Below are 13,319 nucleotides of genomic sequence, written 5' to 3' on the forward strand. Positions count from 1 at the left end.
CAGATGTAATCTTGCACACCTGCACCAAGTGCCACAAAGACCCTTCCGTGTATTTTCGCGCCTACTCTGGCGAGTACCTGTGCAAGAAGTGCTTTGTGCGATCCATCGAGGACAAGACCGCAAGGACGATGTCCAAGTACTCGATGCTGAAATACGGCGAGCGGGTCGCCGTAGGCGTTTCTGGTGGAAAGGACAGCCTTTCGCTTTTGTATGTTTTAAAAAAGATCTTTGACGAGCACGACCGTGGCAAAGACGACCTCATCGCAGTCACGATTGACGAGGGGATAAAGGGATACCGTGACGAGTCGCTTGAAATCGTCAAGGACTTTTGCCTGCAGCTTGGAGTGCAGGGCAAGATAATGAGCTACAAGGATCTGTTTGGCGTGTCGATGGACGAGGCGATGGTGCTGCGGCCATCAGAGAAAAAGATGTCATCATGCTCGATGTGCGGCACGTTCAGGCGGCGTGCTATTGACTTGGCGGCAGAAAGCGTCGGCGCAGACGTCGTAGCTACTGCGCACAACATGGACGACCAGCTTCAGACGTTTATGATCAATTTATTGGCAGGCGACGTGGAGCGCATCGGCTGGATATACCCGGAGCCGATAGAGTACGCAGGCGGCATGAAAAAGATCAAGCCCTTTGTGGAACTGTACGAGCACGAAATAGTATTTTACGCGCTGCAGCGCGAGATCCCGTTCCAGTCAGAGGAATGCCCGTACATGAACGAGAGCATCAGGACGGACCTGCGCGAGTTTTTCAACAAGATGGAAGGGGAGCACCCGGGGATAAAGAACAACGCGTACGCGTCGATGATGAAAGTGTCGGAAAAATTACGAGCGTCGTTTACAGAGCCAAGGGGCGACAAAAAATGCAGGCTGTGCGGCCGCGATTCCACCGGCGATGTCTGCTCGGTATGCAAGACAACAAAGAGTCTGCTCGGACAGGCGTCACAAATCGACCGCTAGTATAATATAGCGATTTTTGTACAGGCATTGTGGAGGCAGGGAGGGTCGGGGTGCTAGCCGTGCCCCACACTGGAAATCGGCTTTATGCCAGGATCAGTAACCGCTGGGTAAATCCGCTGGGAGGGGGTACCCGCTTGCCTTGCGGAAATGAAATCACGCCGTGTCGGATGGTTATGAGCAGCGATCTGCGCGAAGGCGCGGCGTCGACTGCGCATCGTCGAAATGGGTGAGGTCCGGGAGGGAGCAACCCTAAGGCGGCGTAGCCATGCTAGCACGTCTACGTGGTGGATCTCGCAGGGCTTGAGATGGGGCCTTTTTCCAACGGTGGTACCGGTGGGCTGCCTCCACTCTCTTTTGTATATGTGTACTGGGAGTAGGGGCGTGCTTCCAGTGGAACACGGCAATTTCCGGTTACTTCTTTTATACTCTCAAGAAAAAATGAACAGAGTTGTTGGCAGCGAGTTAGGCTATCATCACTTTTTGGCTAGTGCCAGTATTCCTGCTATGATTCCAAGTATTGGACCGATGAAGAAGCCACTCATGCTGACAAGACCTACAATAGACGCAACTAGAATTCCGATTCCCCAGACGCCCGCACTTGCTGGCTTTCTATGAATGGCCAATCCTCCTGCTACAGATACTGCACCTGCACCTACAGATATTGCAGACAAGGTCCCGACAGCCCACCACATGAATCCTGCACCGTCTGGCACCATCATAGTCATGCCCCATCCTCCGCTTCCACCCATCATCATTTGGCCGCCCAGTCCAGATGGCATCATCATCCCCATCATCTGCGTGTTCCATAGGCTAAGCATTGAAAGGGCAAATATTCCTCCCGCAAGCATGAGTGCGCCTCCTATGACTGCCATTATCGCGGAAGGAGCTATTCCTCCGTTGGTTTTTGAGACACTTTCCAATTGTTATCGCTCCTCCTTCTGCACACCTTATTGTTGCAGAAAATGATAGATAAGCGCAGCAATTTACAATTGTAAAGTGCTGTATTGATATAACACGGGTTAGAGCTGAAAGTACATGCTCGGATTACTTCAAAAGCATTGCCCGGTATGCGGAATGGACGTTGACAAGAATACAGCAATGAAAAGATTCGGGAAATACTTTTGTTCAGAGGAGCACGCCGGGCAATATGCCGAAATGAAAATGGCAAGGGATATAGAAAGAAAGGATTATGAAGATAGGGGCTCCGGCGGCGGAGGATGCTGTTAGCTGCATAATATCAGGTGAATGAGAGAAAAAAATGACAAAAGGCAGCAAGCCAGATGCAAGAACACAAAAGAGCGGCATCAAGATAATCATCATAGCTGCCATAGCAGTTATAGCTGCAGGAATTACTGCCGCTGCAGCTAGTGGCGCGATTCAACCGCCAAATGCACCAATGGCAAGTACCAATAACGACAAGCCGATGGTCATGCACATTCATCCTAAACTCTCGCTATTAGTTGGCGGTCAAGAAACACAGGTTCCACAAAATATAGGGATAGACAAGACTTTATGGAATGACCATTCGCTTGACTCTTTTGGTATGCAGGGAATGGCCCCGCTACACACGCATGACACAAGCGGCACAATTCACGTCGAATCCAATGAGCAGAGGGACTACACATTGGGCCAACTTTTGGACATCTGGGGCGTGATGTCGGACAGCAAGTATGCAGGCAAGGAAGTAAAAGTGATCGCAGACGGCAGTCCTGTCCCCGACTTTAAGAATCTGGTTCTAAAGGACGGGCAGGAAATCAGGCTAGAGGTATCATGAGGACTGCAGCAAGGGCTAAGAAAGACACAAGACCGATGAATGAAGCAAGTCCAGAGCAAGCTAGGTTTTAATGTCAAAAAATCCCTTTTTTGATTAGATAAATGTCTATCAAGTGTGCAGAATGCCAGTGTGACCCGCAGGATTGCATGAAGGTGGAACATGCTCAACGCTGTGGCACCTGCACCAAAGAGGCATGTTGTTGTATTGCCATTCATAACAGTGCGAAAAAGTATGCGTCAAAGTTGACGCTGACAAAAATGAATGACGATTGCTGCGCTTCGGGTGTTTGTAAAAATGACTCTATACCGCAAAAAACAACCTCGCAATCCGGCTTACTTCAGTTTCTTAGAAATGCAAAAGCACTGTACGCTGCTGCACTTGGCATTGAAATTCTCTGCATCGTGGCTACTGAAATTGGCGAAAACACGGGCTTGTACCTCTTTGGCTTCAATCAGATAGGGATACCTATAGCATATGCAATGGGCTACGCCCTTGCAGGATTTACTACGTTTGCCACAATACTTGGCAGATACAATTACGGCTCAAATGACAGGATTGACGGCTGCTGCTCTGTTTTGGAGCAAGGAGCAGGAACAGGCTTTACCTCAAACCTAAAGACGACTTTCAAAAACCTTGCAATTGGCATGACTAAACTGCCTCAGCTGCACCGCCAACCAAACAAAAAGTACATGTTGAAAACAAGTGCATACATTCTAGTAACTGCTGAAAGTGCTTGCATCCTGACAGCAGAGACAATCGATTTAGTATTCTATCAATACTCGTTGCTACTGTCAATTCCTTTGGCTCTCCTTGCCGGTGCCTTCACGGTGGTCGCACCAGAAGCCTACCGAAAGACAAAACGAAAGGCTAACTGACCTATTGTATATTCTTCATCATCCCAATTCAACACATCGCGACTCGGTCTCAACAGAGACGGAGTTTCACCCGAATTTTCACCAGTGCCATAAATGATCGCAACCCTCATAGCAATCCAAGCAGCACCACATAGCAGATGCAGAGCCTTGCAAAAGAAAGTGTCATCGGAAGGATTGCGCCGACTTACTTTTTCTTTCTTCCCTTGATCTTCGTGTAGACAATATAACCAACAAGACCTACGGCTGCCGCGGCAGCCAGCACTCTGATTATATCACGAATGTCAAATGGAGATGAGGCAGGAATATTATTACTGCTGCTTTGCGGTTGTTCTTCTTCCGTCTGGGCAGGCGCAGGTTGCGGGACATCCAGAACCAGCTTGACAGGATACAGCCTTGAAACTATCAAGCCGTCATCGTCCTTCTCAGGAGTCTGAACCTTGACCATCGCGGTATAATTGCCGGGCTTGGAGTTATTCTGGCCTGAAGCTGAATGTTAGATTCGGCAGAAGAAGATGATGCATTTTCTTGCAGATTAACCCTCGGCGGATTTGCGTGATAGGTCACCCCTGCGAGTCCTGACTCGGTCATTCCGGTTAGCCCAACTTCGACCTGCGAAAGGGACAAGGAACCAAGACTATTATCACTACCATTTGCAATGGCAGATTTTTTTATCAAAACATCCAAGCTTGCAGCCCCGCTTTTGGTCAGCGTGATAGACTGCTGCGGCTGAAGGATTTGCGCATCAAAAGGCACCTGCGCCGAGGCATCAAGATATGCCACCTTGTTTGACGCCCATTCAGTAAACCACACTTTCTTTCCGTCATGAGAAACAGCAGCAAATACCGCTGCAGAAAGTGGCCCGGTGGGAATTTCGTACTCGGTCATAACTCCCTGCGAATCTATCCTTGCTATCCTGTTTCCGCCATGCTCGGGAAAATAGACGTTGCCTGATTTATCATCTGAAACGATCTGGCTTGGCAGAGTGGCGGGAAATGATCCAGAAGGAGATGTCCAGTACGACGTATAGTTCTGCAGCGTCGCGTCAGATACTATGACCCGGCTTGAGCCGTGATCAGAGAGATACAATTTGCCGTTATTTGCTACCGCGATTCCAAACGGAGAAAAGGAATCAGGCTTTGGCAATGACAGAATGGGCATACCAGCTGCACTGCTTGACGCAAGCAGCCAGGGCTCTATCCGCATGACGCTTCTTGAATAGGACAGGCTGACCCAGAGAGCCCCGCTATCGTCAAAATCAAGAAAGGTTGGGCCGCTCTGCTCTGGCAAAGAGTATTCAGCCGTTATCTTTGCAGAAGCCGTATCGACTTTGCCTATTTTATTGCCCAAGATTTCTGCAAACCAGACGCTCCCGCCATCAGGCGACAGGGCAATGCCCATCGGTCCCGATTTCTCTGTCGGTATAGGTATGAGTTGGATTTGCCCGTTTGCCAGCCTGCCTATCGAATTGGTTCTGGCGTCCGTAAACCACAGGGCACCTTCTCTGTCAAATACGAGCTGGCCAGCGGCCAGCTTTATTACAGGATTGTCGACAACTGTCTCGCCTTGCACGTCGTAGCGAGTAAATTTGTTGCCCGAGGGGTCAAAGCTGAAAACTGCGCTTGTGGCATTGGTTGAGAAATAGAACCATGGCATTCCCCGTGCATCGGTTGTTATCCCTCCGAGCCCGCGGTCTTCTTTTAGGTCGTTAATTTGAAATTCTTTTATGAATTTGCTTTCCTTGGTGTACGTGACATCATCATTTCCAGTGGTAACTGTCTGGGCATTAACAACTTGGAACGGCAAGACAGCCAAGAGCAATACCGCTACCGCTAATGCTGGTGCAACCACGTATCTCCACATACGGACTAGAATCAAAAATAGCCCATACTTTAATCCTAATCTTTACAGTGGTAAATTGCCACCCTTAACGCATTGTCATTCCTCATCAATCGTCATCATCGTCATGATGGCCGTGGTGATGATGGTGATGTTCGTGCGTCCAGTGTCCAAAGGCTCCGTCCATCATTCTTCCAAGACTCGAATTGTCTATCGGCTTTGCAGGCGAGGTGTAAAGCACGCTTCCATTTCCTGCATCAACGATTACCTTGTGAACAGTCCCGTCGTTCATGTTTGCCACCGTGATGGTGTATACCAAGTAGTCGTGCACTACGCCGAGGCGGCCTGTGACTGCCGTCCCGTTGCCCTGACTTCCTGCCACCCTGGAAGCGTCGGTGAGAGTCACGCGGAGATGGTCACTTAGGAATGTTTTCTCTGCTTCTTTGATGTTTATCGTGCCTACTATCTTGTCCATTGTTGCCGCCTGAGTACTGTTAGTATTGTTGTTCGCTTGAGGAATTGCTCCTTTCTGCGTACTATTATTGGCATTGTTGGTGTTATTGTTTCCTAGAGGACTGGTCGTGTTCTGCGCGGAGGCAAATGACGTGGCCGCAACCAATGAGGCAACCAGGCCCGCGGCCAAAAGAGCGGGAATTAGGAATTTCTTGTTTCCTTTTAGGCTTGACATCGATTCATTATCGCTCTCATGATTCTTAATACTTGAGGAGACACAACTGATTATCTTGCTTACCTAGAATAGCAATAGCAGAATCCTGAAGAAGCAATCTGCGGGTGTGGAACAGAAAACCAAGCATCGAACAGTCGCGAAAGCGAAAACTTTCAGGGCGCCGTAACAGAGTTCTGCAGACTGATGAAGCAACACCATAAAGGCGGCATCAGGTGAAACCTGTTTTTTACAGTTGTAAAGTCCTGCTCCTATATACGAGAAAGCCCAGAGGTACAGCAGAACAATATGGCAAAAGATCCAGTCTGCGGAATGTTTGTTGAAGAAAAGCCCGACGCCATACGCCACACGGCGGACGGCAGGGAATACTTTTTCTGCAGCACGCAGTGCCTCAATGAATTCACTGCGCCAGAAAAAGAGCTGAGAAAGCTAAAGATAGTCACAGGGGTTAGCATCGCCCTCACCATACCGATAACGATACTGACCTACCTGATGCTGCTTCCAAAGGAGGTGAACAGCTACGTCCTCCTTGCGCTGGCAGCGCCTGTGCAGTTCTGGGCCGGATGGCGGTTCTACAAGGGGACGTGGGACGCTATCAAGGCAAGGGCGTCAAACATGGATACGCTGATCGCTGTGGGAACCACGGCCGCCTTTCTGTACAGCGCCGTCGTGACTGTAGCGCCTGGCCTGTTCCCGTTTGAAGGCGTGTACTTTGAGACGGCCGCCATAATCATCACCCTGATACTCATAGGCAGGCTGCTTGAAACAAGGACAAAAGAAAAGGCGTCAAACGCGGTGAGGAAACTTCTCGACCTCCAGCCGAGGATGGCACGAGTGATCAGAGACGGCGGAAGGGAGGAAGAAGTGCCGGTAGAGCAGGTGCAGGAAGGCGACTTGTTCCTTGTCAGGCCGGGCGAGAGGATACCCACCGACGGGACGGTGGCAGAAGGCTCTTCCTCTGTTGACGAGTCGGCCGTCACGGGCGAGTCGATACCGGTCGACAAGTCCGCCGGCTCTGAAGTCATCGGCGCCACGATAAACAAAAGCGGCCTGCTCAAGGCAAGGGCAACCAAAGTCGGCCAGGACACGGTCCTGTCGCAGATAATAGCGCTTGTCCAGGAAGCAAGGACGGGCAAGGCGCAGATGCAAAAGATGGCAGACCAAGTTGCAAAATACTTTGTCCCGGCCGTCATCGCGGTGGCAATCGCGTCAGCGCTGGCATGGTATTTCGTAGGAGGCATCGGGCTCACGTTCTCGCTGCTTGCATTTGTGTCGGTCATAATCATAGCCTGCCCGTGCGCTCTTGGAATTGCAACACCGGCCGCGTTGATGATGGGAGCAGGCAAGGGGGCAGAAAACGGCATACTGTTCAAGGGAGAAGAGTACCTGGAGATGGCAAGAAAAGTCAGGACGGCGGTGTTTGACAAGACGGGCACCCTGACAAAGGGCCAGCCCGAAGCCACCGATGTCATAGCGTTGTCGGAAAAGATGGGCGGGCAGCAGGAATTGCTCAGGCTTGCCGCAATAGCAGAGTCAGGTTCCGAGCACCCGTTAGGGCAGGCGATAGTGAGAAAGGCAAAGGAACAAGGGCTTGTTATTGCAAGCCCGGAATCGTTTGAAGCGGTGTCGGGCCACGGGTTGAAAGCCGGATATGCAGGCCACTCTATAATGATTGGAAACAGAAAGATGATGGCCGACAACGGAATAGCTGTCCCGGACAAAGTCAATGCCACGATGAGCAGGCTTGAGACAGAAGGCAAGACAGCAACGCTTGTCTCAGTTGACGGCAGTCTTGCAGGCATTGTGGCAATGGCCGACACCGTAAAGGAGCACGCGCAAGAAGCAATCGACTCGCTGAAGCAGATGGGCATAAGAGTCGTCATGCTAACGGGCGACAATGAAAGGACGGCAAGGGCAATAGCATCCAGCCTGGGCATTGACAGGGTAATCGCGCAGGTGCTACCCCAGCAGAAGGAGCGAGTGATTACAGAGCTCAAGTCGGAAGGCAGAGGCGCGGTGGCAATGGTAGGCGACGGCATCAACGACGCACCGGCGCTTGCCCGTGCCGACCTTGGCATCGCAATAGGCTCCGGGACTGACGTTGCAAAAGAAACGGGTGGAATCATACTGATAAAAAATGACCTGCGCGACGTCGTGACTGCATTTGAACTTGGAAGGAAGACGGTGTCAAAGATAAAGCAGAACCTGTTCTGGGCCTTTGCGTACAACACGGGTCTGATACCCATCGCGGCAGGGGCGCTCGTGCCAGCATTTGGGGCGCAGATGTACGAATGGCTCCCGCTGCTTGCGGGAGGGGCGATGGCCATGAGCTCGGTTTCCGTCGTGGGCAATTCGCTGCTACTTGGCAGGTACAGGCCGAGGTTTGCGACAGCAGAAGGCAAGCCAGAGAAGGAGCGGATATACGGCGAGAAGGAGCCAAAGCAGGTCTACTACTACAACAACGCAGAGGCTACATAGCTTCTGTCCTTCTGACGAACTGGTAGCCAGAGCGCTCCAGCCTCTGTTTTATTTCCTCTTTTGTGATTAATGCAGGATCGTATTCTACTATGACAGAATCAGTCATAAAATCTAGGTCTATCTTTTTTATCGCCTGCTCACCCTTCAACTGCTTTTCTACAATGGGCTTGCACGTAGTGCAGTACATGCCTACTACTTTGAAGAGCGCCTTTTGAACTGCCATTTGTACTAGATAGATCATATCTTGGATAATAGGTTGCAGCCTTACAATTGTAAAGTGCCGTCTTTATCTACGATGCAATGCCTATTAATGGCACATGTTCAAAGACCCTGTTTGCAAAATGATGGTTGACGAGAGGACTGCAAAGCACGTATCAGAGGCGGGAGGCAGAAAAGTCTACCTGTGCTCTGCAGCATGCAAGTCACAGTTTGACGCCAACCCATCAAAGTTCGGATATTAAAGAGACGACGCACTTTTTTATCAATGCGGCCTCTTGTTTTTCCGTGCGTATGCGTAAATGCGTATTTACAATAATAATAAAAAAGCACGGTTTTCTTTGGCTTTCTTTTGAGCAGTTTTTGATCTACTATTTTTCTGGCCGCTTATTTTCTTCCAGCTTGAATCCTATTTTCTTCAAGTATTCATCAATTTCCCTCTTGCGGTTATCTTGCTCTGTCTTGACAGGCTCTATTTGCGCCAGTCTCTCTCTTACCTTGTCGATCATCAATAAGAGATCTTTGAATTTGAAATCTTTGGAAACGCTGAATTGCATGACGGGTTCTAACCTGTCAGATCCTTCGCACTTGATCACCGCAACGCGCAGCATCGCAACACATTCTTCGTCATTGGCAACCTTATCGCCTACCTTGGGGTTTTCGACATCCAAAGAGCCGTCTCTCATATTTATCACTAAAAAATGGGAAAAATATAAAATAGATTCCAGCAAAAGCATGAACTGATTCCGGCAATTCTTTCAAGCACTTCCATAGCTACATACAAACAAATGCCAGCTTGCTTTTTTTTCAGTACGAAATGGCCGGCAAATCAGCGATTGTTTTTGGCGTCATTCTGGACATAATCGTTAAGTAATTATCGATGCAATTTCCTTCAAGATGGAACTGCCCTCTCACCGATACAGGCGGTTCGCAGGTGCGGGGCTTTGCATTGTCTGTGCCTTTCTTTTCATGCCAATAATAATAACGCCGTCCGTTTATGCTCAGAGCGCTCCCTACCCAATCGAGATTGAAAGCGTCAGATTAATGGACCCCAGCGGGCACCCTCTCAATGACTGCCGATCAGGCGAGGGACTGGTCATGATCGCTGTCACGCTCAGAAATCTCTCAAATTCAGTCCAGCCTGCAGCTATCATAGTCGACCTTCAAGACAATAGCAATGGCATTTCACAATTCGTCCAGTGGCAGACAATGTCCATCAATTCAAACGATGTGCAGCAGATGGCCCTAAGTTTCGATCCTTCTTCCCTGCCGTCATCATCAACAGTTCAATATGACGCCAAGGTTTTCGTATGGGACAAGGTGTTGACGCCTGTGCCTTTAGCAGACCCATTAAAAGTCCCGATTAGCTGCAAATAACACTATACGAGCAGGTTCCCATTGGATGGCACGGTAAGGATAGAGATGACATTCTCTCTATTTTCTCCAGTTTCTTCTTCTGCCCCCGCCAAAACCGCTGCGGTTTCGGTTGCTGCGCCTGTGCTGCTGCGGATGCTGCTGCCGGCCATGTTGATTGGGGTGTCGTTGCTGCATCGCAGGAACTTCAATCCCCATCGCCTCGTTCAGCCTGCTTATTGGAAGCTTGGTCTGCCTCAGTATCCTTTCAAACTCGCCGAACCGGTCAGGGGACACGAGCGAGACGGCGGTGCCCTCCGCGCCTGCCCTTGCGGTCCTGCCTATCCTGTGAAAGTAGGTTTCCGGCTCGTTTGGGACGTCGTAGTTTATCACGTGACCTACCGCCGGCACGTCGATTCCCCTTGCGGCAATGTCCGTTGCGACAAGCACGCTGTCTGCGCCCTTTCGGAACCTGTTCATGACGTGGTCCCGCTCTTTTTGCGACAGGTCGCCGTGTATGGCAGACGCCCTAAAGCCTCCTGCTTTCAGGTTTGCCGCCAGCTTGTCCGCCCTGCGCTTTGTCGCGGCAAATACTATCACCTGCTCCTTGTGCGGGCGGATGAGGTTTGTCAGGTGGTTGAATTTCTGCTGCTCGCCTACCAGCAGGTACGACTGCTCGATGTTGTCAAGGCCGACTTCCTTTGTGTTCAGCCTTATCTCGCGTATCTGCCCTTCCCGCATGTGGCCCTTGGCAAGCCTGAGGATCTCCGGCGACATTGTCGCGGAAAACAATAGCGTCTGCCGGTCCTTGCTGCTCCCGCTCTTGCCCAGCCTTGACAGGATGAACTCGATGTCCTCGATGAATCCCATGTCAAGCATCCTGTCAGCCTCGTCAAGCACGACAAACTTGACTCCGTCCAGCTTTATCGTGCCCCGCTTTATGTGGTCGATGAGCCTTCCCGGCGTGGCGACTACAACGTGGGCGCCCCTCTTTAGCAGGCCGGTCTGGACTCCAAAGCTCTGCCCGCCATAGATTGAAACCGTCCATATCTGCGCGTATTTTGAAAATTTTATCAATTCGCTTGTAACCTGCACCGCGAGCTCCCTCGTCGGCACGAGTATCAGCGCCTGCACCTGCCTGGTGTCGTTTCTCATTTTTGACAAAAGCGGCAACCCAAACGCTGCCGTCTTGCCGGTGCCCGTGTGCGCCTGCCCTATGACGTCTTTGCCCTGCAGGATGAGGGGTATTGCCATCTCTTGTATCGGAAAGGGTTTCTCAAACCCGTTTTCTGCAAGCGCTCTTTGGACCTTCCCGTCAAGCCCCAGTTCATTAAACGTGATTGCGGATTCTCTTGGCACTGTCATTTCTTTTCTTTTCACTATTTTCTTATACAAAAGCCACGGATGCGTTGTTTTTATTGCGTGACAAACCTGCCGGAGTCTCTTTGTATACCTGACGCAATAGGCCGGCGCATGATATAAACTGTGGCAACTCGCCAAGGCTTGTGTGCATACATAGCATGATTTAAATTGAATTCGGCGAGATTTTCTCTCGCAACTTGCCAATCGATCCAGACTTTCAGGCGCACAGGCATCCAGAAGAATCGTACGGCAACCTGAAGGTATGGCGAGACAACAAGGGCACGCTTGGCATCTATGGCACCAGTGTCACAGTTGATTTCGACCTCTGCGTCGGCGACGGCGCGTGCATCGACGTATGCCCTGCAGACGTGTTTGAGTGGCACGGCGAGGGCGCAGAGAGAAAGGCCATGCCAGAGCGCGAGCGCGACTGCACATACTGTTTTGGCTGCGAGGCAGTCTGCCCCAAGTTTGCAATCAGAGTCACCATTCCATTGCAGGTGAAAAGATAGAAAAATGATCAAGATAGACGAGAACCGCATCTTCCAGATAATCGAGGAGCGCAAGCCCCGTTCCATTGCGCTAAACGGCGCCGAGGCGCTCATCCCGCGGCTGCAGGACGTGGCCGACCACGTGCACGAAAAATTCGGCATTGAAGCGTACGTCATTGGCGACCCGTGCTGGGGCTCGTGCGACCTGAACACGCACGCGGCAGACATGCTCGGGGCAGACCTGCTGTTCAACGTGGGTCACACGGTGGCGATGGAGACATTTGGCGAAAAGGTGGTGATGATAAACGCGTACGACGATGTCAGCTTTGATTCCGTGGCAAGGAAATTTGCCAAGGACATGCAGGGCAGGTACAAGGCGATATCGCTCGTAACAGACAGCCAGCACCTGGAAGAAGTGGATAAAGCGCGGCAGGTCTTTGAGGAGTTTGGCTACAAGGTGATAATCGGGCGCGGAAAGGGCCAGCTGCGCGACGCGCAGGTGTTTGGCTGCGAGTTCTACCCTGCATGGAACGTGCAAAAGCAGGTCGACTGCTATGTTTTCTTGGGCCAGAGCCAGTTCCACTCGGCAAGCGTGGCCATGTCGACAGAGAAGCCGACGTTCATGCTGGACCCCTATTTTGAGGAATACACGCAGGTAAACGAGTTTGCACAGGGGCTGCAAAAGCGCGCCATACTTTCAATATACAAGGCGGCAGACGCCGAGCGCATCGGGATCGTTATCGGCCTGAAGGAGGGTCAGTTTGCGCACGTGCGCGCGCTGGAGCTGAAAAAAGAGTTTGAAAGACTGGGCAAAAAGGTGCAGCTGATAGCGATTACTGAAATCACAAGCGACAGGATGCAGATATTCAAGGGAATCGACGCCTTTGTGCAGGTCGCCTGCCCAAGGATAGCAACGGACAACCACTTTACCAAGCCGATGCTTTCCGTGCCCCAGGCGCTTGCGCTGATAAAACTGCTAAAGAAGGAACCCATCGAAGACTTTCTCAGGATACAGCACTGGCTGTAGTAACAAGCTTTGTAGCGTTGCCTCCCTTGATATTTCCGCCTCATGGAAACAATTAAATAGAGCATCAAGATTTTTGCAGTTTTCTTGAAAATCTTGCAGAATTCCGCATTCGTCGAAGCACTAGTGAAATACTTTCACAATAATCAGTGTGACATCGCATAAAATATTGAACAGATAACTATGATTTTCCCATATTTTATTTAGAACATTTACAATAAGGAGCAGAAACAAGTTATACAAATTTTGACATTATCCAG

Annotated in this window: 16 protein-coding genes and 1 other RNA gene; 10 read left to right on the forward strand and 7 right to left on the reverse strand. The window is 50.6% G+C overall.

Annotated features, from left to right (window positions below; all coding sequences use genetic code 11):
- Positions 1 to 11: 11 nt before the first annotated feature.
- Both NTE_RS12115 and ffs read left to right on the forward strand, forming a co-directional pair.
- Positions 12 to 968: a TIGR00269 family protein gene (locus NTE_RS12115; protein WP_148701249.1), complete on the forward strand. Its 957-nt coding sequence runs from the start codon at positions 12 to 14 to the stop codon at positions 966 to 968.
- A 33-nt stretch (positions 969 to 1,001) separates the two neighbouring features.
- An RNA gene (gene ffs, locus NTE_RS12120) (signal recognition particle sRNA) lies at positions 1,002 to 1,312 on the forward strand.
- Positions 1,313 to 1,441: 129 nt separating this feature from the next.
- Here the strand turns inward: ffs and NTE_RS12125 are convergent.
- A complete protein-coding gene (locus NTE_RS12125; RefSeq protein WP_148701250.1) occupies positions 1,442 to 1,888 on the reverse strand; it encodes a class IIb bacteriocin, lactobin A/cerein 7B family in 447 nt (148 codons plus the stop codon).
- Between the two features lie 154 nt (positions 1,889 to 2,042).
- Here NTE_RS12125 and NTE_RS16720 point away from each other — a divergent pair, with 154 nt between their 5' ends.
- The 3 genes from NTE_RS16720 to NTE_RS12135 all read left to right on the forward strand — a co-directional run bounded on the left by NTE_RS16720 (position 2,043) and on the right by NTE_RS12135 (position 3,617).
- Positions 2,043 to 2,195 (forward strand): hypothetical protein, encoded by a 153-nt coding sequence (locus NTE_RS16720; protein WP_158385535.1) that lies wholly within the window; start codon positions 2,043 to 2,045, stop codon positions 2,193 to 2,195.
- Positions 2,196 to 2,226: 31 nt separating this feature from the next.
- Positions 2,227 to 2,742 (forward strand): hypothetical protein, encoded by a 516-nt coding sequence (locus tag NTE_RS12130; RefSeq protein WP_148701251.1) that lies wholly within the window; start codon positions 2,227 to 2,229, stop codon positions 2,740 to 2,742.
- A 401-nt stretch (positions 2,743 to 3,143) separates the two neighbouring features.
- Positions 3,144 to 3,617 carry a hypothetical protein gene (locus NTE_RS12135; RefSeq protein WP_148701252.1) on the forward strand — a complete coding sequence of 158 codons (474 nt, stop codon included), beginning with the start codon at positions 3,144 to 3,146 and terminating at the stop codon, positions 3,615 to 3,617.
- A 184-nt stretch (positions 3,618 to 3,801) separates the two neighbouring features.
- Here the strand turns inward: NTE_RS12135 and NTE_RS12140 are convergent, their stop codons facing one another.
- The 3 genes from NTE_RS12140 to NTE_RS12150 all read right to left on the reverse strand — a co-directional run bounded on the left by NTE_RS12140 (position 3,802) and on the right by NTE_RS12150 (position 6,141).
- Positions 3,802 to 4,062: a hypothetical protein gene (locus NTE_RS12140; protein ID WP_148701253.1), complete on the reverse strand. Its 261-nt coding sequence runs from the start codon at positions 4,060 to 4,062 to the stop codon at positions 3,802 to 3,804.
- Complete coding sequence (locus NTE_RS12145) at positions 4,020 to 5,465, reverse strand: Vgb family protein (protein WP_148701254.1); 1,446 nt, start codon at positions 5,463 to 5,465, stop codon at positions 4,020 to 4,022. The genes NTE_RS12140 and NTE_RS12145 overlap by 43 nt, the downstream gene beginning before the upstream one ends.
- A 97-nt stretch (positions 5,466 to 5,562) precedes the next feature.
- The gene (locus NTE_RS12150; protein ID WP_148701255.1) at positions 5,563 to 6,141 is read right to left on the reverse strand and encodes a PepSY domain-containing protein; all 579 of its coding nucleotides are present in this window, start codon (positions 6,139 to 6,141) and stop codon (positions 5,563 to 5,565) included.
- A 285-nt stretch (positions 6,142 to 6,426) separates the two neighbouring features.
- Here NTE_RS12150 and NTE_RS12155 point away from each other — a divergent pair, with 285 nt between their 5' ends.
- Positions 6,427 to 8,616, forward strand: coding sequence for a heavy metal translocating P-type ATPase (locus NTE_RS12155; protein WP_148701256.1), 2,190 nt, complete (start codon positions 6,427 to 6,429; stop codon positions 8,614 to 8,616).
- Here NTE_RS12155 and NTE_RS12160 read toward each other — a convergent pair.
- On the reverse strand, positions 8,609 to 8,839 hold the full coding sequence (locus tag NTE_RS12160) for a heavy-metal-associated domain-containing protein (RefSeq protein ID WP_226986995.1): 231 nt from the start codon (positions 8,837 to 8,839) through the stop codon (positions 8,609 to 8,611). The two genes, NTE_RS12155 and NTE_RS12160, sit on opposite strands and share 8 nt — an antisense overlap.
- A gap of 94 nt (positions 8,840 to 8,933) precedes the next feature.
- Here NTE_RS12160 and NTE_RS12165 point away from each other — a divergent pair, with 94 nt between their 5' ends.
- Entirely contained in the window at positions 8,934 to 9,077 is a 144-nt protein-coding gene (locus NTE_RS12165; RefSeq protein WP_148701258.1) for a YHS domain-containing protein, read from the forward strand.
- Positions 9,078 to 9,203: 126 nt separating this feature from the next.
- Here NTE_RS12165 and NTE_RS12170 read toward each other — a convergent pair whose 3' ends face one another.
- The gene (locus NTE_RS12170) at positions 9,204 to 9,569 is read right to left on the reverse strand and encodes a hypothetical protein (RefSeq protein ID WP_148701259.1); all 366 of its coding nucleotides are present in this window, start codon (positions 9,567 to 9,569) and stop codon (positions 9,204 to 9,206) included.
- 232 nt (positions 9,570 to 9,801) lie between these two features.
- On the opposite strand from NTE_RS12170, the gene NTE_RS12175 reads away from it, so the two are divergent.
- Positions 9,802 to 10,209: a hypothetical protein gene (locus NTE_RS12175; protein WP_148701260.1), complete on the forward strand. Its 408-nt coding sequence runs from the start codon at positions 9,802 to 9,804 to the stop codon at positions 10,207 to 10,209.
- 57 nt (positions 10,210 to 10,266) lie between these two features.
- Here NTE_RS12175 and NTE_RS12180 read toward each other — a convergent pair whose 3' ends face one another.
- The gene (locus NTE_RS12180) at positions 10,267 to 11,565 is read right to left on the reverse strand and encodes a DEAD/DEAH box helicase (protein ID WP_226986996.1); all 1,299 of its coding nucleotides are present in this window, start codon (positions 11,563 to 11,565) and stop codon (positions 10,267 to 10,269) included.
- Positions 11,566 to 11,744: 179 nt separating this feature from the next.
- On the opposite strand from NTE_RS12180, the gene NTE_RS12185 reads away from it, so the two are divergent.
- Entirely contained in the window at positions 11,745 to 12,056 is a 312-nt protein-coding gene (locus NTE_RS12185; protein WP_148701261.1) for a 4Fe-4S dicluster domain-containing protein, read from the forward strand.
- Between the two features lie 4 nt (positions 12,057 to 12,060).
- Positions 12,061 to 13,062 carry a diphthamide biosynthesis enzyme Dph2 gene (dph2, locus tag NTE_RS12190; RefSeq protein WP_148701262.1) on the forward strand — a complete coding sequence of 334 codons (1,002 nt, stop codon included), beginning with the start codon at positions 12,061 to 12,063 and terminating at the stop codon, positions 13,060 to 13,062.
- The last annotated feature ends 257 nt before the right edge of the window (positions 13,063 to 13,319 follow it).

This window comes from Candidatus Nitrososphaera evergladensis SR1, from assembly GCF_000730285.1.
Classification (GTDB): Archaea; Thermoproteota; Nitrososphaeria; order Nitrososphaerales; family Nitrososphaeraceae; genus Nitrososphaera; species Nitrososphaera evergladensis.

What these genes read in the sequence shown, in the direction of transcription:
- NTE_RS16720 (WP_158385535.1), top strand. Translation starts at nt 2,043, where the DNA reads ATGGACGTTGACAAGAATACAGCAATGAAAAGATTCGGGAAATACTTT.
- NTE_RS12130 (WP_148701251.1), top strand. Translation starts at nt 2,227, where the DNA reads ATGACAAAAGGCAGCAAGCCAGATGCAAGAACACAAAAGAGCGGCATC.
- NTE_RS12140 (WP_148701253.1), bottom strand. Translation starts at nt 4,062, where the DNA reads ATGGTCAAGGTTCAGACTCCTGAGAAGGACGATGACGGCTTGATAGTT.
- NTE_RS12150 (WP_148701255.1), bottom strand. Translation starts at nt 6,141, where the DNA reads ATGTCAAGCCTAAAAGGAAACAAGAAATTCCTAATTCCCGCTCTTTTG.
- NTE_RS12155 (WP_148701256.1), top strand. Translation starts at nt 6,427, where the DNA reads ATGGCAAAAGATCCAGTCTGCGGAATGTTTGTTGAAGAAAAGCCCGAC.
- NTE_RS12160 (WP_226986995.1), bottom strand. Translation starts at nt 8,839, where the DNA reads ATGGCAGTTCAAAAGGCGCTCTTCAAAGTAGTAGGCATGTACTGCACT.
- NTE_RS12165 (WP_148701258.1), top strand. Translation starts at nt 8,934, where the DNA reads ATGTTCAAAGACCCTGTTTGCAAAATGATGGTTGACGAGAGGACTGCA.
- NTE_RS12170 (WP_148701259.1), bottom strand. Translation starts at nt 9,569, where the DNA reads ATGCTTTTGCTGGAATCTATTTTATATTTTTCCCATTTTTTAGTGATA.
- NTE_RS12175 (WP_148701260.1), top strand. Translation starts at nt 9,802, where the DNA reads ATGCCAATAATAATAACGCCGTCCGTTTATGCTCAGAGCGCTCCCTAC.
- dph2 (WP_148701262.1), top strand. Translation starts at nt 12,061, where the DNA reads ATGATCAAGATAGACGAGAACCGCATCTTCCAGATAATCGAGGAGCGC.